We start from the raw sequence: 22129 nt of genomic DNA on the forward strand, positions 1-22129 counted from the left end.
ATTCACCCTTCTAATAAGTTGCTTTTACACGACAGGAATCATGCATAGGAATGAAGCCCAGCGATCACAAGGTTTACAAAGATGAGATTAAACATAATAATCGCAAAACCGATGACAGCAAGCCAAGCTGATTTTTCTCCATGCCAACCCCTTGACAGCCTGAGATGCAAGTATGCAGCATAAAACAAAAAGGTAATCAATGCCCATACTTCTTTTGGGTCCCAGCCCCAGAACCTGGTCCAAGCAAGTTGCGCCCAAATCATAGCAAAGATCAGTGCCCCTAATGTGAAAACCGGAAAACCGATTGAAACAGAGCGATAGCCAATTTCATCGACAAGATCAAGATTCACGTTTTTCACTAGCGGCTGTAACAGTGCGCTGACTCGATTCCTCATCAGCAACCTGATAGCTCCATACAATAAAATACCTGCCGCAAATGACCAAAATACAGTATTTAATTTCCGACCGTCAATGATTGGCGGTACATTGAAAAACGGTTCCATTTTTCCTTCTGTCAAAAGTTCGCCGTTGTTCGGACCAATCAATGCGGGTAGTTGATATTCCGTGACTTCTTGCTGATGATTTTTATTGATCCATTTAAACTCTGCTTCATAACCGGCTATTCGAAACGCGGTTGTCACCAAGATAAAGGCAAGAGTTGTCACAAGCATAAACATGACAAACTCGAGCCAAAATGTTTTTTTTCCCGGCTTTGATTGATCAACATGCTTGAGCAGAAAAATAACGCCAGCTACAAAACTGATGGCAAGGATAGCCTGCCCAAGTGCTGCTGTTGTGACATGAATATACAGCCAATGACTTTGGAGTGATGGAATCAACGGTGTAATCTCAGTTGAAAACATACTGGCATATCCAATTAACAAGAGCGCTACCGGGAGTGTGAACAACCCTAGCGCTGATAAGCGATACATAAAAAAGATGATGATGAACGCAAAGACTAGCATCATGCTGAAAGCTGTTGTAAATTCAAACAGATTGCTAACTGGCGCATGTCCTGAAACAATCCATCTGGTGATAAAATATCCAAACTGACATAAAAACCCGATGATCGTAATCGTGACAGCAATTGATGCCCAGCGATTCTTTTTCTTATCCGTTGAAGTTTTGCTTCTGATCGAGCCACCGAAAAAGAAAACAGCTACTAAATACAAGAGAAATGCCGCATACAGTAAATTACCGCTAAGCTCCTCCATGAAAACCCCTCCCTAGGCTGACCGATTTTCCTTCAGCAGTTCTTTTTGATCGGTCGGTTCGGATATCCCCGTATCCATTAGTACTTTTTGCAAATCCTTTTTTAGTCCATACCAGTTTTTGTTTGTATGTCCAGCGACAAGCACTTGATTGTCTTCAGATTGTAACCAAATCCGTCTATGCTGCCAGTACATCCCTTGGATAACTCCGATCATAAAAATCACCCCGCCGATCATCAGTACCCATAGTGTCAAATCTTTTCTGACCGTAAGCCCGGAGATATTTTTTGTCTCTACATGGTCAAATTTCATTTTGTACTTGTTGTTTGCAGATCCCTCTATAGTCTCTTGAATAGCTACAAAACTTTTCTCCCCATTTGGCTTGTCCGGCGTAATGATTTGGAAAACAAATGCCGGATTGTTTGGGTTTTTCGTTTTCGTACTTGGTTCCCCGTCTTTATTAAAATAAAAATCTGGCAAGTAGCTTGCAAGATGAACTTTGTAACCGTTGCCAAGATCATAGTTTGATTTCGGTTCCAAAAGATCTATCGACACACTGCCGAACGATTTCCCCGTGTCCTTTGCAATTAGCTTAAACACCATTTTGTCCAGTTCACCTTCTTTATAGGTTGTCTGGTAAAGTGAATAAGAACTAAATTTCAGGGGCTCATTGACTTTTATCGTACCATTTCTCAATTTTTTTAATTTTGGTGACTCACCTGGCAAGCTTTTATTTTTTCTCTCATAAAGTGCCACATCGGTTTGATAGTTTTTCGCAACCATTCCCTCACCGGCTTTATTAATGGCATCAGAAAACACATCTTTTTCCTGTTTGCTGTTATACATTTCCTTTATAAACCGATCGTTTTTCAAATAATAGTGCCCTTCTGTTCCCGGAATTGGAACTGTTTCTCCTTCCCTAATCCAAAGCGTTTCATCAACATACATACCTGGGACGTAACGAAGCATAACACCGATTAAAAAAACGATCAATCCGATATGGTTAACATAAGGTCCCCATCTTGAGAAGCGACCTTTTTCAGCAAATAAATTTTTGTTTTCTTCTTTTACTCGATAACGCTTTTTTTTAAGTGTTTCAATGATTTGTATTCTTTTTTCTTCAGAAAGTTCTGTTTCTGTCAGACTGTATAGTCTCTGTCTTTTCATAAAACTTGAATTTCGCGTGATTCCCTGATTTTTTAACGCCCTGTGTAAAGGGATAACCCGATCAAGACTGCATATCACGAGTGAAACACCGAGTAAGGCGATTAGAATAATAAACCACCATGATCCATAAAGATTATGAAAACCAAGAATATAATAGATTTGACCAATGAGTCCATATTGCTTTTGATAATATGTATCTGCTTGTGCATCAGGTGGTAAATACATTTCTTGCGGAAGAATGGTTCCGAATGCAGATGCTGATAATGTGATGATGATCAGCCAGACACCGACCTTGACGGACGAAAAAAAGTTCCAGATTTTATCGATGATTGTTTTTTGATAGGTTTGTGATCGTCTTGCACTTCCGTCATAACGCATATCAAGAAGTTTCTCATCCTGTTTTTGCAGCGGTTTACCGCAAGATTCACAAAGGAATGTCCCAAGCGGATTCACATGCCCACAGTCGCATTTTATTTTCGTCATGATGATGACCTCTTAGGTTTAATCATATTTAAATAATCATGGATCATCCGTTCGGTCATTTCACTTTCAACAACCTTGACAACTTCACCATCAGAGTTTATTAAAAACGTTGTCGGTATCGGAATAACACCATACGCTTCTAACACTTGCTTGTCTTTATCAAGCACAACTGGAAAATTGACCCCTTTATTTTTTATAAAATTTTGAACGGCCAATTTGGATTCACCGATATTGACAGCAACAATTTCGACACCTTGATCTTTGAACTTCTTATATTGTTTTACCATATGAGGAAATTCTTTTTTACAAGGCTCACACCAGCTACCCCAGAAGTTTAAAAATACCCCTTTACCTTTTAAGTCTTCTAGTTTAAGACGATTCCCACCAACTTTCTCAAGTGAAAAATTCGGTGCTTGTACCCCAGCTGTTACCTTTTCTTTGTTGTCAAACACAGCGCTGTAAAGTGTATAACCTAGCGCAGCAAGCAAAACAAGCAGAATAACTGTCCGGATGTAAAAACGTCTTTTTTTCATCATCCGCCCCCTATTTTTGACATTCAGCAACAGTGTACCATCCCTATATTACCAACCATTTTCTTTTTTTAAAAGTTATATGAAACCTATAAAGCGTTTTTCCCGTGCTCTGCTAGGGCTCTCAGCCTTTTTACTTCGTGCGGTGTCAGCTCTCTTTTTTCGCCAGTTTTTAACCCTTGCAAATTCAAAAAAGCATACTCTTCCCTTTTCAGTTTGATCACTTCATGACCGATCGCTTCAAACATCCTCCGTACTTGGCGGTTGCGTCCTTCATGAATGGTGATTTGAATGATGCTTGTCTGCTTTTTCTTATCTATTGACAATAGTTTAACCTTAGCGGGAGCAGTTTTGCCTTCTTCAAGTCGCAAGCCCCTTTCAAGTTTTTTTAAGTTTTCCTTTGCTGGTATACCTTTTATTTTTGCAACATATGTTTTATTAATTTCATATTTAGGATGCATTAATTTATTAGCGAAATCCCCGTCGTTTGTTAAAAGTAGCAAGCCACTCGTATCATAATCAAGTCGACCAACTGGATAAATTCGTTCTTGAACCCCATGAAAAAAATCGGTCACCACTTTACGACCTTTATCATCTTTCACTGCCGATATAACGCCTTTCGGTTTATAAAAGAGGAAATAAACGGGTTCTTCACTTTCAAGTTGGATTCCGTTCACCTCAATCCGATCACCGCTAGATACTTTAACCCCGAGTTCTTTTATTGTTTTCCCATTAACTGTAACTTTTCCTTCTTTTATTAGTTCTTCTGCCTTTCGCCGCGAAGCAACGCCAGCATGAGCGATTACTTTTTGAAGTCGTTCCATATCTTTCACCTCATGTATTATCTTACTTTTTTCAAAACGAACAAACAAGCATTCCTTTTATACCTGATCTTAAATGTATCTTTTCTGAAGCAAAAAGTAAAATTGTTTAATAAAAAAAACACCTTTTTAGGTGCTTCCAAATAACAGTGTCACAATAATAACAGCGGCAATAACCCCTGTTAAATCGGCAAGCAGCCCTACTTTTAAAGCGTCCCCCATTTTTTTTATTCCAACCGCTCCAAAATATACAGTGAGAACGTAGAGGGTGGTGTCTGTTGAGCCTTGCATTACAGATGCGAGCCTGCCGATAAAAGAATCTGGACCGTGAACAGCGATTAAATCTGTTGTCATACCAAGTGCAGCCGTTCCTGAAATTGGCCTGATGATCGCAAGTGGAACGACTTCTGTCGGCATGCCGATTGCTGTAAAAACAGGTTTTAACAAATCCATAAAAAAATCCAGTGCTCCAGAGGATCTGAAGACTGTAACAGCTACAAGCATACCGACCAAGTAAGGAATGATTGAAAAAGCAATTTGGATGCCTTCTTTTCCCCCTTCAACAAAAGCTTCATAAGTCGGAACTTTTCGAACTGTTCCATATAAAAGGATCGAGGCGATGATAAACGGGATAAGGGCTAAAGAAAGCCCATTAATGAATTCCAAATTCTCACCCCTTCTTTTTTCTTTTATGGTAATAATACCTATCGATGATAATCGCGAAAATCCCTGAAATGAATGTTGCTAATATGCTAGGACCAACAATATCTGTTGGTGTTTTTGAGTCATATGTCATTCTCACAGCAATCACTGTTGTTGGAATCAATGTAATACATGATGTATTGACTGCTAAAAAAGTGATCATCGAACGACTTGCTTCCGGCCGGTTTTGATTGAGCTGTTGCATTTGTTCCATAGCTTTAATGCCAAGCGGTGTTGCTGCATTCCCTAATCCGAAAAAATTAGCAATGAGATTAGATAAAATATAACCCATTGCTGGATGATCTGAGGGGATTTCCGGAAACAGTTTGGCGATAAACGGTCGGCACATTTTGCTGAGCTTTTCCAAGAGTCCGGACTGTTCCGCTATTTTCATCAACCCCAGCCAAAATACAAGAACACTGATAAGTCCAATTGCAATTGTAACCGCTTCTTTTGCGCCTTTAAAAACCGCTTCATTGACATCCTGAACTGTTCCATTAAAAAAGGCAAATACGAGACCAATCACCGTTAAACCAACCCAAATTATATTGACCATGTAGAACCGCCCGCAAACTTATGAAATATAGATTGAAAAGTCTCTATAAATGACTTTTTCGGTTTTTGATTCCGTTCATTTTCATAAAAAATCGGCAATTCAGCAATTGATTTACCTTTAAATATCACATTCATTGAACCGATAATATCTGGAATCGCCTCTTGATCTTTCTTCCACTTTCGTTTTGGTTTAAGAAGTGTTGTCTTAATCTTCACTTGTTTTTTTTCATCATCACTTAATAAATAGGTGACATCCCTTTTAATAAAAGCTTTGTTTCCATAAAAAGTATCTTTCAAATCCGGTATTTCCCCTTTTTTAGCTAGTACATATGTTTTGTAGTGTTCGTACACATACTCAAACATCCGAATATGATCATCCCAATCATCAGGTGCATTTATTGTAACGGCAATTAAATCTGTGTTGTCCTTAGATGATGTTGACACAAGCGTTCGCTTGGCAAGTTTTGTGTATCCCGTCTTTCCTCCTGTACTATAGCGATAAAGGCCGGTTAATAGTTTATTTTTGTTTTTCCAAACACCTTGCATTGTTTCAGCTTTGTAACGTTTTGTGCCAGAGATCTTCTGATAAGTCTTATCTTCCATCGCATATTTTGTTAATAGTGCCATGTCATAGGCTGTAGAATAGTGATTCTTATGATCATCCAGACCATGTGGATTTTGAAAAACAGTGTTTTCCATACCAATTTCAGTTGCTTTTTGATTCATCATATAAATAAAACCTTCCAAACTTCCACCGACATGTTCAGCAATCGCAACAGCCGCATCATTGCCGGATCTCAGCATCAAGCCGTACACAAGATCCTGAAGTTTTACCTTTTTTCCTCTTTTTAAATAGATGGAAGATCCTTCCGTTCTTACTGCCCTATCACTGATGGTTACCATCTCGTCCAGCTTTCCTGATTCTATCGCTAAAATCGCTGTCATGATCTTTGTAATACTGGCAATCCGCCGTTTTTGATGCTCATTTTTAGCAAATAACACTCTGCCAGAATGTCCGTCTATAACAATTGCGCTTCTTGCACTGACATGTATTTGATGATTTGCTTTAGTCATTGGGGAAAAGGAAAAGATAAGAGAAATCATGAGTGTGACTTGTACAGCTCTTTTTAGAAAGCGCATTTCCTCACGTCCTTGTAAGTATTTGTACAAGTTTATGCGCTTGTCTCATGGTTATGAACATCAATTATACATTTTCAAGAAAAAAACTCCTCCTTAAACATAAGGAAGAGTTTTTATATAGGCTACATCATTTGGTAATTAGTGCCGTAGCATTCCAAGTTTTCTCTCATTGATTGATAGTATGTTTCAAGTGAAGCCATCAATTTTTCTAATGAGGCTGGTATCGATTCATGAAAACAAATCGCATTTCCTCCTGTATACAGTGCCCTGCTGTCTTCATACCATGTATCTTTTTTAGGAGAAAAGTATTCCTCGACACAGCGATGATAAATCTGATATAACACTCGTTCTGCAGCAGCGTCCTGAAATGGCTTTTGCTGAAGAATGATTTGACAAGTGTCAAGCCCTTCTTCACAGCAGACAGCAAGCTTTCTCAAATTACTAAGAACCTCTCTATAATAAGCTTCTCGTCCTGGTTCTTCCGCTTTGAGGGATGTTAATGTTGTTTCATTTAAAAAATGATTCAACATTTGTACAGCCTCTGATAAAAATACGCCCGTTTGCTCAGTATGGGCTTTTGCCGCTGATTTTTTCATTGGTGTTGGCAACCTTCCTCTCATCACTTTGTTTCTCAATATATTCATTTGGAAACTCCCCCGACTTACGCTTCGCATAGAAGTAGTCGGAACTTCCCTAATCTCATATACCAAGCGATCCCCGTAGTTCCTTTACGGTTCTAGGCTAAATAATAATTTGACTAGCAGCAAGACCGGACTTTTTGAAAATTGAAAGGGTTTTTTTGCCTTCTTGATGTGAATGCAACTTTGTTTGTACAAGATGTTACTCATCAAACTTAATACAGAAACGGATGTTCTCAAGCATTGGAAACTCCACCTTGTGTTTATGTCCTTCGAACGATCCTATTCTGTTTTACAACATCATATGACTTCTCGCAGATTAAGTTAGATCTTCAAATGTTTGATTAAATTTTTCAAAGAATAGATCAGCTTCTTCTTGGACACCTTCATCTATATTTTCCGGAAGCGGTGGAAGCTCATCCAGTGCCTTTAATCCAAATTGTTCAAGAAAAGTCTCTGTTGTTCCATACAAAATGGCTCGTCCAGGACCGTCTGCGCGACCAACTTCACATAAAAGTGCTTTAGCAACAAGACTATGAAGAATCCGTTCTGATTTGACTCCCCTAATATCTTCAATTTCCGCCCTTGTAATAGGTTGTTTATAAGATACAATGGCTAGCACTTCAAGCGCTGCTTGAGAAAGTCCTTTTGAAGGAACTTCAACTAGTCTTTTCAAATAAACGGCATAGTCTTTTTTTGTTGAGAGCATGTAATGATCTGCATATTCGATAAGCTCTATTCCTCTATCTGTTTGATGGTAGTTTTCCTTGACATCTTTCATAATATCTTGAAGCTCGGTTTCGTTTATATCTAAGACAGACATAAGCTGTTTTTTTGTGAGACCTTCATCACCTGCTGTATATAGCAAAGCTTCAACAATGGCCTGCCAATTCACGATATCAAGCGTCATGAATCGTTTCACTCCCTGTTATGTAAATATCAGAAAAGTTGTGTTCTTGGTCAATCACAATCAATTGTTTTTTCATCAACTCTAAAATCGCTAAAAAAGTCACGACTAAATGTTCTTTCTCTTCATTTGGAAATAATTCCATAAAGTTCATTCTTGCGCTAGTCGTTTTCAAATTGGTCATAATTTGGTTCATTCTCTCCTCAATTGGGATTTCTTGCCGAGTAATTCTTGTTTCCTTAGGGCGATTGATTTTTTTCCGAGTCAGCACTTTTTGAAATGCACCTAACATGTCATAAACGGTCACAGAAAGCTTTTGTTCGCTCAAATTGACTTCCTTAGCATAATCACTTAAATCACTTGGTGGTTTGGCAAACGATTTTTGCCTTTCTTCTTCACGTTCTTTTAAGTTTTGTGCTGCCTTCTTATATTTTCGATACTCTATCAGTTTTTCAATCAGTTCTTCGCGCGGGTCCTCTTCTTCTTCAAGAAACTCCTCGTCAAACAGGTCTTCCTCTTGTTTCGGGAGAAGCATCCGACTCTTTATACTTAGGAGGGTTGCAGCCATCACCAAATACTCGCTTGCCACATCCAGTTCAAGCTCTTGCATTGTATGCACATATAATAAATATTGCTCAGTTATTTTCGCAACAGGTATATCATAAATGTCTATCTCGAGCCGGTTGATTAAGTGTAAAAGCAAATCCAAAGGTCCTTCAAACGCCTCGATTTTCACCTGATATTCGATCATTCATTCTCACCATTTTCAAAATCACTTCTTAGCCTGTCTTTCTTAGCTACACTTTAGTATAAATTACGGTCTATATGAAGTCCAATATAATTTAAGAAATGACCGTTTCTCTTAAAAAATGAATGGTTTTGCGACATTTCTTTTCTATGGTACACTTTAACGGAAAAAGGAGAATGTAAAATGTACCCTTCAGCTTATATTCATTATTTGACCGAATTTCATGTAGAACGAGATTATTTTGAGTGTCACGAAATTTTGGAGGAATATTGGAAGAAAGATCCTCCCCAAGCTAGAAAACGTTATTGGGTTGGCTTCATTCAGTTAGCTGTCGCTCTCTATCATCAAAGGAGAAACAACTTTATTGGAGCAAAGCGTTTAATAGCAAACAGTCTTAGCATTCTAGAAAAAGAAAAGGCTGCTGTTGAATCTCTCGGACTGGATCATGAAGATTTAATCAACCTCTTAAAACAAACTGATCAAAAAATAGCAGCTCAGTCTCCATACGAAAGCATCATGCTTCCTCTCACTGATCAAGCCCTCATCAAAGCTTGTCAAAAACAGAGCAAATCAAATAGCGGTCAACCAAATGATTTTCTCATTCATAAACATCGACTAAGAGACCGTACTGATGTACTGCAGGCGCGAGAAAAGGCAAAAATGCTTCGAAAAAAGAACAGAGACTAACTGTTAGTCTCTGCTCAATTGTTATATGTGATGTCTTCATGTTCGTGATCTAGACAGCGTTCAAAAAATCCCTTCGTTAATTCATTCGGAACAAGCGGTTTTGTTTCAAACATTTTTGAAAGCCCAACAACCATTTTTTTGCCGATTCCTTGATGACGGTGAGACGGATTCACACTGATATGTCTAATTTCCACTTCTTCCTCTTTTTTTTCAACCCCTACACAGCCGACAATATCCTCGCCTTCTTTCCATAGGAAGAGCTGTCTTTCAGTGTCCGTTTCATAGTCTTTAATTGTCTGTTGAAGCTGCTTGACATCCTTTTCATTCGGCATGAATGAAAGGAGTCCCATCGCAATCTTTTCAAATGACTTTTTATAACGAATTAACATAAATACCCCTCAATATTCAAAATATGGATCTAACGAAGGCTAGTCGCTTCACATCACATTATAAACATTTTTATATCCTTTTTAAACTGTTTTTGAGGAATTTAATGTAGCGTTCGTGTCAGATTTGCCATTTCAATTGCTGCTACAGCTGCTTCGGCACCCTTATTCCCGGCTTTCGTTCCAGCCCGTTCAATAGCTTGTTCTATCGTTTCTGTTGTGACAATTCCAAAGATCACCGGAATACCGGTCGACACGCTGCTTTGAGCGATACCCTTGGCTGCTTCATTACAAACGTAATCATAGTGGCTTGTAGCACCTCTAATCACTGTCCCTAATGTAATGATGGCATCATACTTTTTAGACTCAGCCATCTTTTTTGCAATTAGCGGAATTTCAAATGCGCCCGGGACCCATGCCACATCGATATCATCTGATTTAACTCCATGTCTCATTAGCGTATCTTCTGCTCCACTTAACAGTTTACTTGTAATAAAATCATTGAATCTTGAAACAACAATCCCGATTTTTAAGTCTGCTCCTATGACATGACCTTCAATTTTATTCATATGAATCCCGTCCTTTTTTTGTGAAGTTTTTATTTTTAAAAGTGAAGTAAATGCCCTAACTTTGATTTTTTTGTTTTTAAATAGTGTTCATTATCTTTATTCATTTCCATTTGCAATGGAATTCGTTCAGTGATTGTCAAGCCGTAGCCTTCAAGTCCGGCAAGTTTTCTCGGGTTGTTTGTTAAAAGCTTGATTTTTTTCACGCCGAGATCCCTTAAGATTTGGGCGCCAATTCCATAATTTCTTAAATCAGGGAGAAAACCGAGTTCTTCATTAGCCTGGACTGTATCATAGCCTTCTTCTTGAAGTTTATAGGCTTTTAATTTATTGATTAAACCGATGCCTCTCCCCTCCTGTCTTAAGTACAAGAGCACACCGCGTCCAGCTTTTTCAATTTGCGACAGTGCAGCGGCAAGCTGCGGACCGCAGTCACAGCGGTGGGAACTAAAGACATCACCAGTTAAACACTCTGAATGAACACGAACAAGCACAGGCTCATCATCAAAAGGGATATCTCCTTTAATAAGGGCAAGATGCTCTTTCTGATCGATTTCATTTGTATATCCAACACAATGAAATGTACCGAAATCAGTTGGAAGTGTAATGTTTACTTCACGATTGATCAATGTTCCTGCACTGTACCGGTATTCGATCAAATCCTTAATCATAATCATTTTCAAACCGTGCTGTTTAGCAATCTCTTTTAACTGCGGCACCCTTGCCATTGTGCCGTCTTCATTCATAATTTCACATATCACACCCGCTGGTACCGAACCAGCTGCCATTGCAAGATCAACAGTGGCTTCTGTGTGCCCTGCTCTTTTTAAGACTCCACCTTTTTTAGCGATCAATGGAAAAATATGTCCTGGTCTTTTAAAATCATGTGGAACTGCTGTTTCATCGATCAGCGCTTTAACTGTCAATGACCGTTCCTGTGCGCTGATCCCTGTTTTAGTCTCCCGATGATCCACAGATACTGTAAAAGCAGTTTGATGGGAATCGGTATTTTCGTCAACCATTGGATAAAGATCAAGCTTTAATGCAATTTCTTCACTAAGGGGCGCACAAATTAAACCTCTGCCATGCGCCGCCATAAAATTAATCATTTCAGGTGTTGCATACTCTGCAAGTGCAACAAAGTCGCCTTCATTTTCCCTATCTTCATCATCAACTACAATAATCGCTTTTCCTTGTTTCAGATCAGATATGGCTTCGTCAATTGTATTAAACATCCTTCTCTCGCCCCTTTTTAATGAAAGCCGTTTTCTTTTAAAAACGCTTCAGTCAATGTGCTGCTCTCTGTTTTCACATTTGCTTGATGGAGAAATCTGTAAATGTATTTGCCGATCAAATCACATTCAATATTAACAATACTTCCTACTTTTTTTTCGGAAAAAATCGTCTCGTCCAACGTATGAGGAATCAATGAGACTGTCACTTGGTTATCAGTTAATCCAAATATCGTCAAACTTACACCATCAACAGCGATTGAACCTTTCATCACTAGAAATTTTGTCAATGATGGTGAAACATCTAAACAATAGTATATGGAATTTTCCGCTTTTTTTATCCGCACGATTGAACCTGTCCCATCAACATGACCTGATACCATATGTCCGCCAAAACGACCGTTAGTTGCCATCGCTCTTTCTAGATTGACAGAACTTCCGATTGTCAAACGACCGAGAGATGTGGCTTTCAGCGTTTCCAACATAACATCAGCGGTAAACTGGTCTTTTTGACATTCATGGACAGTAAGACAAACACCATTGACAGCAATACTATCACCAAGGTTGACATCCTCTGTCACTTTGCTAGCTTTAATAAGTAATGACATGGCATGATCTGTCTTTTTCATACCAATGATCGTGCCGATTTCTTCAATAATGCCTGTAAACATGGGCACCACCCTATTCTTCGATTGGTTTTGCTATGATCTTTAAATCTGGACCGACTTTGGTAATAGTTGAAAATTGTAATAAGGGGACATCTTTCATCAATTGAAAACCTTCACCGGAGACAGCAGTGGGAGAGTGCAGTCCTCCAATTAGTTTTGGGGCAAGATAGATGATGAGTTGCTGGTAAAGCTCTTCGTTCATAAAGCTTGCGTGAACGGTTGATCCGCCTTCTACAAAGACTGAGGTGATCTTGTTTTTTGCCAATTCCTGCAAAACATCTCTGACAGAAATCGTTTCTGTCTCAAATACTGTAACCGTTACACCGTGACTTTCTAAATAACGAATCGCCTCAACTTTGGCTTTAGAAGTAGTAAATATCCAAGTAGGTGCTGCTTGATCATGAATGATTTTAGATTGCAAAGGAATCGTAAGCTTAGTATCAAGCACAATACGCACCGGTTGTTTCGAAACACCAGGCAAGCGGCAAGTCAGACTTGGATCATCTTTTTTTATTGTGCCCACTCCGACTAAAATACTCTGATGGTTTTTTCGATATGTGTGAGCATCCAATCTAGCTTCTTCTGAAGTAATCCATTTGCTATCACCTGTCATAGTAGCCGTTTTCCCGTCAAGACTTGTTGCAGCTTTTAATGTGACAAAAGGCAGCCCTGTCCGCATGAAGTGCATGAATTTCTCATTCACTTCTTCCGCCTGCTCTTTAAGCACACCTGTTATCACTTCAATCCCAGCACTTCTCAGCATTTGTACTCCTTTTCCGGAGACGAGCGGATTTGGATCCTCTGTGGCTATGACCACTTTCTTCAAACCGGAACGAATGATCAATTCCGCACAGGGTGGTGTTTTTCCATAGTGGCTACAAGGTTCAAGCGTGACGTAGATCACAGCTCCTTCAGCATGGCGGTCTGCCATTTGAATCGCATGAACTTCAGCATGAGCTTCCCCGTATTTTAAATGAGCCCCCATACCGACAACCTGACGATCTTTAACAACGACCGCTCCAACAAGCGGATTTGAGCCTGTTTGACCCTCGCCCTGCTTTGCTAGTTCTAGGGCAAGATTCATAAAATACTCATCTGTCATGTTTTTGTTTCCCTCCCTTCTTCTCAAAAAATCACACAAAAAACCCCAGAGTTTTTCCGGGGTTAGTTTTTTTGCATTAGAAATAAAACTATGTTTCAATATTTTTTTACATAGTTTTATTATCCTTCTCCCATCCAGACTTTCACTGTCGGCTTCAGCTTTTCACTGAATCCACCGCATGCATAAGCATAGCGGGTCACGGGCTCTAAAGCTCTATCGGCTTTATTACCGCCGGTCGGGATTTTCACCCAGCCCCGAAGGATACAATCGATATTTTCTTGTCCTTATCGGTATTATAGCTTTGAATATCTGAATTTGCAATCGATTTAATTCGCCACTTTTACTACTTTAATTAATCCATCAATTCGATTTTCCTTACTGAAGTAAGCCTTTACTTTGTCCCCTTTTTGAATATCGGAAAGGTCTTGATTTAAATTTTTTTCGTCAAAAATAATCTTTGTTCCGTTGTCTGAGATACCATGGTACTCAGTACCATCGACTTTTGTAATTTTATATTGAATAATGGTATAGTTCTTTTCCTCAGATGAAATGGTTTGGCTGAGTGCCGTTGAAACGTCTTGCATAGTCCCATTTTTCAAATAGTAAAAACCACCTGCCAAGACCGCCGCTAACACTAACAACAGTGTGAGTTTCATTTTTATTTTTCCCATGATCATAACCCCCAGAACACATTCTAAAATATCATATGTTTTATTCGAATTTTTGATGAAATTTCAGACGGAAAAAATATTTGTTTATTTCATTATAACGCAAACGGGAGGCAAATCGTTTCAAATTGCAATCAAACACTTTTTTAAATCTTTTTGAGTAGTGAAAAAGATCCCGTTTGAAGGGGGACCTTTTTGCATCTTAGTGAAATTTGATATCTCCGCTTTTTCTGATTATGCCTGTCTTTCGGCATAAGAGCCATTCCAAAATTTTCTGATAAAATTCAGATATACTTTTTGATTTACATGCATTAAAAATGTACTCTCTTGTTTTTCTTATATTCATGAAAAAACACACCCAAGAGTCATTTGATTTACCCTCACTGTTGGTTGCCCTACACTATTTGGAACAATTCCGCTTACAGATTCACACATTGCTTATGAATGGTCAAATCAAGTTGTGTATTCTCGTTTCGTATACCTAACATGACATATGCAAATTAAACCATTGTGCAGTCCCTTAATCAGGATTACCCTAAAAACTACCTCTAAAATCGGTGTCCAAATAAAACACCACAAACATTAGAAATGTTTTATTTTAAAAATGAAGAGAAAATAAAAAGACATGGCTCGGTAAAATGCCGAACGCATGCCCTTAAATTGCCCAATCTGGTCCTGCTCTTCATTTAGCATGTGGGGATATATTGAAGTTAAACTTCAAACACTTCAACCTTTTCCATGCCTTGCCCTTGATCCATTGACGTCACAGCATCAAGACCTGAGGTCACTTTTCCAAATACAGTGTGAACACCGTTTAAATGTGGTTGTGGTTCATGAACGATAAAGAATTGGCTGCCACCCGTATCTTTTCCGGCATGTGCCATTGAGAGTGAACCAGCCTCATGTTGATGAGGATTCCCTTCTGTTTCACACTTAATTGTGTAGCCTGGACCGCCTGTACCGGTACCGTTCGGACATCCTCCTTGGCTGACAAAGCCCGGAATAACCCGATGAAATTTCAGACCATTATAAAATCCTTCATTAGCAAGTTTTTCAAAATTTGCCACAGTGCCTGGTGCTGCGTCTTCATATAATTCAAATTCGATTTTTTTGCCGTTGGTTAACTGTATGTATCCTTTTTTAGCCATCTTCATTCTCTCCTTTCATTTTCAAACCTCATTATATAATATCAAACATTTACTTTAAATAAACAAGTATTTGGCTAAATTTATTGATTTCGATAAAATACACTTTATAAGCAAATTTTTTATGATGGGAGGTTGATGGTTGTGTTGTTTTTCTACTATGACAAAATCATCAATAAAAAGAGGAGGTATATCTCATATTAAAACCATTTGAAACCTCCCGTACTTTTCAATCGTCTATATTTCGGAACCGATGAATTTCGTTCCGGCAGGCTTCTCAAATCGAACAGCAATTCTGCCTGAAGCCTGCATTTTTAAGGAGGGCATAAAGCTTGAAAAAAACGTTATTTGGAATATTGACAGCACTGTGTTTGTTCATCTTTCCACAGATCAGCTACGCTGATGCCGCAGTAGGAGATGTTATCATCACACTCGGTAAAGACCTATCTAGCCAACAAAAACAAAAAATACTAGATGAACTGAATCCGCCTCAAAACGCAACCACAATTGAGGTGACAAATGCTGAGGAACACAAATATTTAGGATCTTATATACCAAAAGCACAAATCGGTACAAGAGCCCTATCATCTTCATCGATTACAATTGCCGAACAAGGAACCGGTTTGGAAGTACAAACAAATCATATTACAGGCATTACAGATGAAATGTACTTAAATGCATTGATGACTGCTGGAGTAAAAGATGCGAAAATTCATGTTACAGCTCCGTTTAATGTGTCTGGAACAGCTGCTTTAACAGGATTGATGAAAGCATATGAAACAACTTCTGATCAGGCTATTCCTGAAGATGTCAAAAAAGTCGCCAATAAAGAACTCGTAACCACTTCTGAACTTGGAAAAGACATCGGTAAAGAAAATGCAGCAGCTTTAGTGGCGAAAGTCAAACAAGACATTGCGAAAAACGGTGTTCCTGAAACACAAGAAGAATTGAAAAACATGATTAATCAGGCTGCATCTGATTTAAATGTCACTTTGACAGAGAAACAAATGCAATCTCTCTTATCGTTGTTTGATAAGATGAAAAATATCGATATTAACTGGAATCAAGTTGGTGATCAGCTTGATAAAGCAAAAGATAAAATTTCCAACTTTCTTCATTCAGAGGAAGCTAAAAACTTTTTTCAGAAACTGATTGAATTCTTTGTTGCTATATGGAACGCCATCGTCTCCTTTTTCACAGGCGGCTGATGATAAAAACACCTCTTTCATCATAAAAGAGGTGTTTTTCATGTCTTTTTATTTAACTTTTGATTTTAGCGGAAGATCCAATTTGATAATATCCTCATATGTCTCTCTCTGAATGACAAGCTGTGCTTCGCCATTTTCAACAAAAACGACAGCTGGACGAGGAATGCGGTTATAATTATTGGCCATGCTATAACCGTAAGCACCTGTACAAAAAACCGCTAAAAGATCACCATCGGAAACCTCTGGAACTTCCAAATCCCAAATGAGCATGTCACCGCTCTCACAGCACTTCCCAGCAATGGATACCGTTTGATCGCAAGCTATATTTAATTTATTCGCTACTGCCGCCTCATATTTCGCTTCATAAAGGGCTGGTCTGAGGTTATCATTCATTCCCCCATCTACTGCCACATATTTGCGAATTCCCGGAACTTGTTTTTGAGAACCAATTGTATAAAGTGTCGTTCCCGCATCTCCGACGAGAGACCTGCCAGGTTCAATCCAGATTTCAGGGATCTCAAAACCAAAATGCTCTGCATTCGTTTTAACAGCTTCAATAATTTTTTCTACATAAAAATCTGCAGGTAATGGCTCATCCTCTTCCGTATAGCGAATACCAAAGCCACCACCCAAGTTTAATACTTTCGGCACATATGAATATGTCTCTCTCCACTCTGTAAGCTTTTCGAAGATTTTATCGGCCGCCAGAACAAACCCTGCTGTATCAAAGATTTGCGAACCGATATGACAGTGTACACCAAGTAAATGAAAAGCAGAGGATTGAAGAACTTTTTCAATCGCCTGTTCTACCTGACCATTATGCAAATCAAAACCGAATTTTGAATCTTCCTGACCTGTCGTTATATAATCATGTGTATGCGCTTCAACTCCAGGAGTAATTCTTAGTAAAACATTTACCGTTTGTTCCATTCGCTTACAAAGCTGTTCTGTTATCGCAATCTCATGAAAGTTATCAAGTACTATACAGCCAATCTGGTGCTGAAGTGCCATTTGCAACTCCGCCGGACTTTTATTATTCCCATGAAAATGAATACGTTCAACAGGAAATCCCGCTTGAATGGCTGTAAAAAGTTCACCCCCTGAAACAACATCCAATGATAGTCCTTCTTCTCCAGCAAGCTGAATCATCGCAACTGATGAAAACGCCTTGCTCGCATATGCGACCTGTGCTCTTAACCCGGCTTCCTGAAAAGCTTTTTGAAATTTCCTGGCGCGTTCGCGTATTAAAGCAACGTCATATACGTAAAGGGGGGTACCATATTTTTCAGCTAACGTTAAAACATCGACACCACCAATTTCAAGATGTCCTCTTTCATTTTGTCTACTAGTCCCGTGTAAAAACAATTGTCATTCCTTCTTTCTCTATCTACTGTCCAGATCCCTGCCCTTAATTTTCGGATTCATATGATGTATTATAGCATTCATATCAAAATCAAAACACTTTATTTATTCAAAATTGTCATAAAAAATGATGAGTCAAACACATGCTTTCTTATAGAATAACAGAAAAATACAATTGATAGAAATAGGTAGTTATTTCATATTTGACACAAATTTTTACATCTCAATTACCGCAAATTTACCATTTCGACAGATGGGATCAAAAAAGAAGCTAATCACTAAGAATTAGCCTCATCTTAACTATTTGACGGTTGTCTTTCTCGATTTTTCGGTTGAACAATACTCGGTCTGATTTTCCCTCCAGGTACGGATGTCCTCACAAGAATATTCCAAAATGCTTTACCGTTAAATGGTATAAACGGCCAGAGATACGGTGTCCGTAATGAACGGATCGATGCCATTGCCAAAGTGGTTATAGTTAAGCCGATAATAAATCCTTCTACTTTAAAAAGGGCAACTAAAATAAGCATGACAAGTTTCACCATTTTATTTGCCAAGCTCAACTCATAACTCGGTGTCGTATACGCTCCGATCGCTGAGAGTGCAACATACAATATAACTTCAGGGGAAAATAGCCCGACATTGATCGCAATGTCCCCAATTAAGACTGCCGCGATTAGACCCATAGCAGTTGAAAGTGCAGTTGGGGTATGGATCGCTGCCATTCTTAAAAACTCAACACCAAGGTCGGCTAAAAAAATCTGCATAATAATTGGAATATGATAATTTTTGTCGTTTAAACCGATATATGATAGTCCTTCAGGCAAAAGTGACGGCTGAATAACAAATAGGAGCCAAAGCGGCAACAAAAAGGTTGAAGCAAAAATACCAAAAAACCGTACCCACCTTAAAAAGGTTCCAACGGCCGGAGTTTGCCTGTATTCTTCCGCATGTTGGACATGATGAAACAACGTAGTCGGTGTAATAATCACACTTGGTGATGTATCTACAATAATAATCACATGCCCTTCCAAAATGTGGCTTGCTGCTACATCGGCTCTTTCTGTAAATCTGACCAGTGGGAAAGGGTTGAAACCTTGACCAACGATAAATTCTTCAACCGATTTGTCTGACATTGGCAAACCATCGATTTTCACATTTTCAATCTCTTTTTTCAAGATGTCAACAAGGTCTGAATCTGCAACATCTTCTAAATAACAAAGACAAATATCTGTTTTAGAGCGCTCTCCAATATGAAGCATTTTATAGCGGAGCCTTTCATCCCTGATTCTTCGTCTAATAAGAGATGTATTGACCACTATATTCTCTACAAAGCCATCCCTTGCTCCACGAACGACTTTTTCTGTATCTGGCTCCTCTGGCGTTCTTCCTGGGTAACTTCTGACATCAACTACAAAGGCAAATCCGGTTTCTTCAACAATGATAACGATAAGACCAGACAATACTTGATCAACTGCTTCATCAAGCGTTTCCACTTTGGAAACCTGCTGATTTAATAGCCGATTTTCAACGATTTTTTCTGGTTCTGAAGATTGTCTTTCCAGATCGTTCAGATGAACCAATTCTCTTAAAAGATGAATGATGTACTGTGTATCACATAATCCGTTAACATAATAAAGCTGGATTTCACGGTCAAGGATGAAAAACTTCCGGACACCTAGATCGAAGCTTACTCCCATACCGACCCGCTTTTTAAAATATGCTTCATTCTTAGAAGGATCATGGAATATGTTTGTTTTTGTTTTTCCTCTTGTTGTTTGATCACTCATCATACCCGCTCCTTTCTAAAATCAGCTCAACCGCTTTCATTGTAATCGGAGAACCCTTTTTCACATCGTCTTTTCTGGCCATTTTTCCGATATCACCAATTCCGACGATAATCGGGACATCAAGCTGATCAAGACAATAGACTGTGTCACCACTCATTCGTTTGACATCAAATTCTTGTACACCATACTTATCGACTCCGAATTCAGTCAGTTCCCCTTTGGCATCAATGGAAACATCAATTCGTGTCCACTCTGCATGATGGGTCTTTGAAGCAACAGCGATCACGCCGAGAACTTCAATTTGAGAATGTAATGCGACATATTTCATCGCTGCTTCTCCTGGTCCTTCTCCTGGTAAGCCAGAATCATCAAACATCACAAAAACAGGATCATAAGGTGTTTCAAGGATCATTGTTACGAGTTCTGGACCGGTTTTTTCACTCGGATTCCCCATTGATTGAGAGATACAGCGTCCGCCAATTTGTCGAGCAGCATATTCAATGGTTTTTGCAGCATAAATATCCCCATCCGTAACTAAAATAACCTTTCGTTTTGCTGTCATTACGTTTTTATCCTTTCGGTTTAAAGATTAAGGCGATCAGAAAGGCAAATAAAATAGCTGCTGAAATACCGGCAGACGTCAATTCAAAAATCCCCATACTAATTCCGATTAAACCGTGTTCCTCAGATCTCTTCATTGCTCCGTGTAAAAGAGAATGCCCGAAGCTAACAATTGGTACGGTTGCACCCGCTCCAGCAAAATCAATGAAACGATCGTAAATGTTAAAGCCATCCAAGATTGCCCCTGTCACGACAAAAGTTGACATGACATGTGCCGGCGTTAATTTCAAGACATCCAAGAGGAGTTGTCCGATCACACAAATCAAACCGCCTACAATGAACGCGATCACATATTCCATTTTACGAGTTCACCCCTTCGGCTCGTTCGAATACGACACCATGTGCAATACTAGGAATCGATTCTTTTTGTTGAATAACGGTCGGGTTTAACAGTGCTCCCGTAGCAACAACCAATACCCTGTTTAATCTTCCGGCTTTTATTTCTTTGAAAATATGACCAAATGTTACAACAGCTGCACAAGCACAACCGCTTCCACCTGCAAATACCTGTTGATCTGGCGTATAGATGAGCAGCCCACAATCATTGTGCTTTGTTCCAACATTGATCCCGTCTTCTTTTAAGAGGTCTTTGACAATCGGACTCCCCACTCCTGAAAGGTCTCCAGTTAGAATTAAGTCATAATCATCAGGAGTACGTCCGAGATCTTGGAGGTGCTGCTTAATGGTATCAGCGGCTGCAGGTGCCATTGCTGACCCCATGTCCTGTGAATCTGTAAGCCCCAAGTCGATAACCTTGCCAACTGTCGCACTTGTGATTTTGATTTCACTCGCCTGCTGACTGAGCACCACTGCACCACTTCCTGTAACAGTTGATGTCATGGTGCCTGGTTTTTGCCCACCGTATTCTGTTGGATAACGAAATTGTCTTTCAGCCGTTGCATTGTGGCTGCTTGTCGCTGCAAGCACTCGATTAGCAAATCCGCCATCTATGAGAGCAGAACCGATAGCTATCGACTCCATTGATGTTGAGCATGCTCCAAACAAACAAAGAAAAGGAATTTTTAAGTGTCTTGCAACATAGTTGGCCGTGACATTTTGGTTGAGTAAATCACCTGCCAAAAAGATGTCAATATCTTCTTTTGTGAAATTTTGTTTTGACAAAGCAACCTGAATAGCATCTTCCATTAGCTTACGCTCTGCCATTTCCCAATTATTTTGTTCACAATGCATGTCATCATAGGTTTTGTCAAACATGTGCCCCAATGGTCCTTGTTTTTCCTTAGGTCCAACTGCTGTACCGCTAGAATTGACAAACAGCGGGTTTTGGAACAACCATGTTTGTTTTCCTTCTAATTTCATCATGCCTTCCTCCTAAAAAAGCTTATCAAACGCATAGCGGATCATTCCGACAATATAAGCCGAAACAACACCAAAGACGATCACACTCCCAGCTAGTTTAAACATATTTGATCCAACCCCAAGGACAAAACCTTCACTTTTATGCTCAAGAGCAGCGCTCGCCATACTGTTTGCAAATCCTGTAACTGGCACAGCTGAACCAGCACCAGCAAACTGTCCGATCTTATCGTAAACACCAAAACCTGTTAAAAGAGCTGAAATTAAGATCAATGTTGCAACCGTTGGATTTCCAGCTGTTTGTTTATCAAAGTCAAACACATTCATATAAAAATTTTGAAATGCTTGACCTATCGTACAGATAAGCCCTCCCACAAGAAAAGCTTTTAAACAATTCATAAAATAAGGCGGTGTGGGTTGATATGTTTTCACCTTTGATTGATAATTATCTTTTAAGCTTGACATGAGCGTCCTC

The 22129-nt window shown here is 39.1% G+C and carries 25 protein-coding genes and 1 riboswitch; of the genes, 2 read left to right on the forward strand and 23 right to left on the reverse strand.

The window, feature by feature from the left end; all coding sequences use genetic code 11:
* Positions 1-38: 38 nt before the first annotated feature.
* The 10 genes from ccsB to HOO54_RS12970 all read right to left on the reverse strand — a co-directional run bounded on the left by ccsB (position 39) and on the right by HOO54_RS12970 (position 8905).
* Positions 39-1214, reverse strand: a complete 1176-nt coding sequence (ccsB, locus tag HOO54_RS12925) for a c-type cytochrome biogenesis protein CcsB (protein ID WP_172295861.1) — start codon at positions 1212-1214, stop codon at positions 39-41.
* A gap of 12 nt (positions 1215-1226) precedes the next feature.
* Positions 1227-2861, reverse strand: coding sequence for a cytochrome c biogenesis protein ResB (gene resB, locus HOO54_RS12930; RefSeq protein ID WP_172295863.1), 1635 nt, complete (start codon positions 2859-2861; stop codon positions 1227-1229).
* Complete coding sequence (gene resA, locus HOO54_RS12935; RefSeq protein WP_172295865.1) at positions 2858-3394, reverse strand: thiol-disulfide oxidoreductase ResA; 537 nt, start codon at positions 3392-3394, stop codon at positions 2858-2860. The genes resB and resA overlap by 4 nt, the downstream gene beginning before the upstream one ends.
* An 86-nt stretch (positions 3395-3480) precedes the next feature.
* Complete coding sequence (gene rluB, locus HOO54_RS12940) at positions 3481-4215, reverse strand: 23S rRNA pseudouridine(2605) synthase RluB (RefSeq protein WP_172295867.1); 735 nt, start codon at positions 4213-4215, stop codon at positions 3481-3483.
* A gap of 126 nt (positions 4216-4341) precedes the next feature.
* Complete coding sequence (locus HOO54_RS12945) at positions 4342-4878, reverse strand: spore maturation protein (protein WP_172295869.1); 537 nt, start codon at positions 4876-4878, stop codon at positions 4342-4344.
* A gap of 4 nt (positions 4879-4882) precedes the next feature.
* A complete protein-coding gene (locus HOO54_RS12950; protein ID WP_172295871.1) occupies positions 4883-5470 on the reverse strand; it encodes a nucleoside recognition domain-containing protein in 588 nt (195 codons plus the stop codon).
* Positions 5458-6609 (reverse strand): D-alanyl-D-alanine carboxypeptidase family protein, encoded by a 1152-nt coding sequence (locus HOO54_RS12955; protein ID WP_172295873.1) that lies wholly within the window; start codon positions 6607-6609, stop codon positions 5458-5460. Before HOO54_RS12955 ends, HOO54_RS12950 begins: the two co-directional genes overlap by 13 nt.
* 122 nt (positions 6610-6731) lie before the next feature.
* On the reverse strand, positions 6732-7205 hold the full coding sequence (locus tag HOO54_RS12960; protein WP_172299539.1) for a DUF3907 family protein: 474 nt from the start codon (positions 7203-7205) through the stop codon (positions 6732-6734).
* A gap of 361 nt (positions 7206-7566) precedes the next feature.
* Positions 7567-8157 carry an SMC-Scp complex subunit ScpB gene (gene scpB / locus HOO54_RS12965; RefSeq protein WP_172295875.1) on the reverse strand — a complete coding sequence of 197 codons (591 nt, stop codon included), beginning with the start codon at positions 8155-8157 and terminating at the stop codon, positions 7567-7569.
* On the reverse strand, positions 8147-8905 hold the full coding sequence (locus HOO54_RS12970) for a segregation/condensation protein A (RefSeq protein WP_172295877.1): 759 nt from the start codon (positions 8903-8905) through the stop codon (positions 8147-8149). Before HOO54_RS12970 ends, scpB begins: the two co-directional genes overlap by 11 nt.
* A 180-nt stretch (positions 8906-9085) precedes the next feature.
* Between HOO54_RS12970 and HOO54_RS12975 the strand changes: the two genes are divergently transcribed.
* Positions 9086-9589, forward strand: a complete 504-nt coding sequence (locus tag HOO54_RS12975; protein ID WP_172295879.1) for a DUF309 domain-containing protein — start codon at positions 9086-9088, stop codon at positions 9587-9589.
* A 14-nt stretch (positions 9590-9603) separates the two neighbouring features.
* On the opposite strand, the gene HOO54_RS12980 is transcribed toward HOO54_RS12975, so the two are convergent.
* From HOO54_RS12980 to HOO54_RS13010, 7 genes are all read right to left on the reverse strand, one after another.
* Positions 9604-9978: a GNAT family N-acetyltransferase gene (locus tag HOO54_RS12980; RefSeq protein WP_172295881.1), complete on the reverse strand. Its 375-nt coding sequence runs from the start codon at positions 9976-9978 to the stop codon at positions 9604-9606.
* Between the two features lie 101 nt (positions 9979-10079).
* Positions 10080-10544 carry a 6,7-dimethyl-8-ribityllumazine synthase gene (gene ribH, locus HOO54_RS12985; protein ID WP_172295883.1) on the reverse strand — a complete coding sequence of 155 codons (465 nt, stop codon included), beginning with the start codon at positions 10542-10544 and terminating at the stop codon, positions 10080-10082.
* 35 nt (positions 10545-10579) lie between these two features.
* Positions 10580-11776 carry a bifunctional 3,4-dihydroxy-2-butanone-4-phosphate synthase/GTP cyclohydrolase II gene (locus tag HOO54_RS12990; RefSeq protein WP_172295885.1) on the reverse strand — a complete coding sequence of 399 codons (1197 nt, stop codon included), beginning with the start codon at positions 11774-11776 and terminating at the stop codon, positions 10580-10582.
* Between the two features lie 17 nt (positions 11777-11793).
* The gene (gene ribE / locus HOO54_RS12995) at positions 11794-12444 is read right to left on the reverse strand and encodes a riboflavin synthase (protein ID WP_172295887.1); all 651 of its coding nucleotides are present in this window, start codon (positions 12442-12444) and stop codon (positions 11794-11796) included.
* 10 nt (positions 12445-12454) lie between these two features.
* Positions 12455-13543: a bifunctional diaminohydroxyphosphoribosylaminopyrimidine deaminase/5-amino-6-(5-phosphoribosylamino)uracil reductase RibD gene (ribD, locus tag HOO54_RS13000; protein ID WP_172295889.1), complete on the reverse strand. Its 1089-nt coding sequence runs from the start codon at positions 13541-13543 to the stop codon at positions 12455-12457.
* Between the two features lie 118 nt (positions 13544-13661).
* Positions 13662-13809, reverse strand: a riboswitch (FMN riboswitch).
* 60 nt (positions 13810-13869) lie between these two features.
* Complete coding sequence (locus HOO54_RS13005; RefSeq protein WP_172295891.1) at positions 13870-14214, reverse strand: hypothetical protein; 345 nt, start codon at positions 14212-14214, stop codon at positions 13870-13872.
* Between the two features lie 707 nt (positions 14215-14921).
* Positions 14922-15359, reverse strand: coding sequence for a peptidylprolyl isomerase (locus HOO54_RS13010; RefSeq protein ID WP_172295893.1), 438 nt, complete (start codon positions 15357-15359; stop codon positions 14922-14924).
* Between the two features lie 329 nt (positions 15360-15688).
* On the opposite strand from HOO54_RS13010, the gene HOO54_RS13015 reads away from it, so the two are divergent.
* Positions 15689-16564: a DUF1002 domain-containing protein gene (locus tag HOO54_RS13015; RefSeq protein ID WP_172295896.1), complete on the forward strand. Its 876-nt coding sequence runs from the start codon at positions 15689-15691 to the stop codon at positions 16562-16564.
* Between the two features lie 48 nt (positions 16565-16612).
* Here the strand turns inward: HOO54_RS13015 and lysA are convergent, their stop codons facing one another.
* The 6 genes from lysA to spoVAC all read right to left on the reverse strand — a co-directional run bounded on the left by lysA (position 16613) and on the right by spoVAC (position 22119).
* Positions 16613-17929, reverse strand: coding sequence for a diaminopimelate decarboxylase (lysA, locus tag HOO54_RS13020; RefSeq protein WP_172295898.1), 1317 nt, complete (start codon positions 17927-17929; stop codon positions 16613-16615).
* A gap of 293 nt (positions 17930-18222) precedes the next feature.
* Positions 18223-19716: a spore germination protein gene (locus HOO54_RS13025; RefSeq protein WP_172295900.1), complete on the reverse strand. Its 1494-nt coding sequence runs from the start codon at positions 19714-19716 to the stop codon at positions 18223-18225.
* On the reverse strand, positions 19709-20278 hold the full coding sequence (gene spoVAEA / locus HOO54_RS13030; RefSeq protein ID WP_172295902.1) for a stage V sporulation protein SpoVABEA: 570 nt from the start codon (positions 20276-20278) through the stop codon (positions 19709-19711). Before spoVAEA ends, HOO54_RS13025 begins: the two co-directional genes overlap by 8 nt.
* A gap of 7 nt (positions 20279-20285) precedes the next feature.
* Positions 20286-20636 (reverse strand): stage V sporulation protein AE, encoded by a 351-nt coding sequence (spoVAE, locus tag HOO54_RS13035; protein WP_172295904.1) that lies wholly within the window; start codon positions 20634-20636, stop codon positions 20286-20288.
* 1 nt (position 20637) lies between these two features.
* The gene (gene spoVAD / locus HOO54_RS13040) at positions 20638-21657 is read right to left on the reverse strand and encodes a stage V sporulation protein AD (RefSeq protein ID WP_172295907.1); all 1020 of its coding nucleotides are present in this window, start codon (positions 21655-21657) and stop codon (positions 20638-20640) included.
* Between the two features lie 12 nt (positions 21658-21669).
* Positions 21670-22119 (reverse strand): stage V sporulation protein AC, encoded by a 450-nt coding sequence (spoVAC, locus tag HOO54_RS13045; protein ID WP_172295909.1) that lies wholly within the window; start codon positions 22117-22119, stop codon positions 21670-21672.
* Positions 22120-22129: the final 10 nt, after the last annotated feature.

It is taken from the genome of Bacillus sp. WMMC1349, assembly GCF_013155385.1.
GTDB lineage: Bacteria > Bacillota > Bacilli > Bacillales > Bacillaceae > Bacillus.

Bases quoted from the DNA above. Each gene is read 5' to 3' on its own strand.
- ccsB (WP_172295861.1), bottom strand. From the start codon at position 1,214: ATGGAGGAGCTTAGCGGTAATTTACTGTATGCGGCATTTCTCTTGTAT.
- resB (WP_172295863.1), bottom strand. From the start codon at position 2,861: ATGACGAAAATAAAATGCGACTGTGGGCATGTGAATCCGCTTGGGACA.
- resA (WP_172295865.1), bottom strand. From the start codon at position 3,394: ATGAAAAAAAGACGTTTTTACATCCGGACAGTTATTCTGCTTGTTTTG.
- rluB (WP_172295867.1), bottom strand. From the start codon at position 4,215: ATGGAACGACTTCAAAAAGTAATCGCTCATGCTGGCGTTGCTTCGCGG.
- HOO54_RS12950 (WP_172295871.1), bottom strand. From the start codon at position 5,470: ATGGTCAATATAATTTGGGTTGGTTTAACGGTGATTGGTCTCGTATTT.
- HOO54_RS12955 (WP_172295873.1), bottom strand. From the start codon at position 6,609: ATGCGCTTTCTAAAAAGAGCTGTACAAGTCACACTCATGATTTCTCTT.
- HOO54_RS12960 (WP_172299539.1), bottom strand. From the start codon at position 7,205: ATGAAAAAATCAGCGGCAAAAGCCCATACTGAGCAAACGGGCGTATTT.
- scpB (WP_172295875.1), bottom strand. From the start codon at position 8,157: ATGACGCTTGATATCGTGAATTGGCAGGCCATTGTTGAAGCTTTGCTA.
- HOO54_RS12970 (WP_172295877.1), bottom strand. From the start codon at position 8,905: ATGATCGAATATCAGGTGAAAATCGAGGCGTTTGAAGGACCTTTGGAT.
- HOO54_RS12975 (WP_172295879.1), top strand. From the start codon at position 9,086: ATGTACCCTTCAGCTTATATTCATTATTTGACCGAATTTCATGTAGAA.
- HOO54_RS12980 (WP_172295881.1), bottom strand. From the start codon at position 9,978: ATGTTAATTCGTTATAAAAAGTCATTTGAAAAGATTGCGATGGGACTC.
- ribH (WP_172295883.1), bottom strand. From the start codon at position 10,544: ATGAATAAAATTGAAGGTCATGTCATAGGAGCAGACTTAAAAATCGGG.
- HOO54_RS12990 (WP_172295885.1), bottom strand. From the start codon at position 11,776: ATGTTTAATACAATTGACGAAGCCATATCTGATCTGAAACAAGGAAAA.
- ribE (WP_172295887.1), bottom strand. From the start codon at position 12,444: ATGTTTACAGGCATTATTGAAGAAATCGGCACGATCATTGGTATGAAA.
- ribD (WP_172295889.1), bottom strand. From the start codon at position 13,543: ATGACAGATGAGTATTTTATGAATCTTGCCCTAGAACTAGCAAAGCAG.
- HOO54_RS13005 (WP_172295891.1), bottom strand. From the start codon at position 14,214: ATGGGAAAAATAAAAATGAAACTCACACTGTTGTTAGTGTTAGCGGCG.
- HOO54_RS13010 (WP_172295893.1), bottom strand. From the start codon at position 15,359: ATGGCTAAAAAAGGATACATACAGTTAACCAACGGCAAAAAAATCGAA.
- HOO54_RS13025 (WP_172295900.1), bottom strand. From the start codon at position 19,716: ATGAGTGATCAAACAACAAGAGGAAAAACAAAAACAAACATATTCCAT.
- spoVAEA (WP_172295902.1), bottom strand. From the start codon at position 20,278: ATGACAGCAAAACGAAAGGTTATTTTAGTTACGGATGGGGATATTTAT.
- spoVAE (WP_172295904.1), bottom strand. From the start codon at position 20,636: ATGGAATATGTGATCGCGTTCATTGTAGGCGGTTTGATTTGTGTGATC.
- spoVAD (WP_172295907.1), bottom strand. From the start codon at position 21,657: ATGAAATTAGAAGGAAAACAAACATGGTTGTTCCAAAACCCGCTGTTT.
- spoVAC (WP_172295909.1), bottom strand. From the start codon at position 22,119: ATGTCAAGCTTAAAAGATAATTATCAATCAAAGGTGAAAACATATCAA.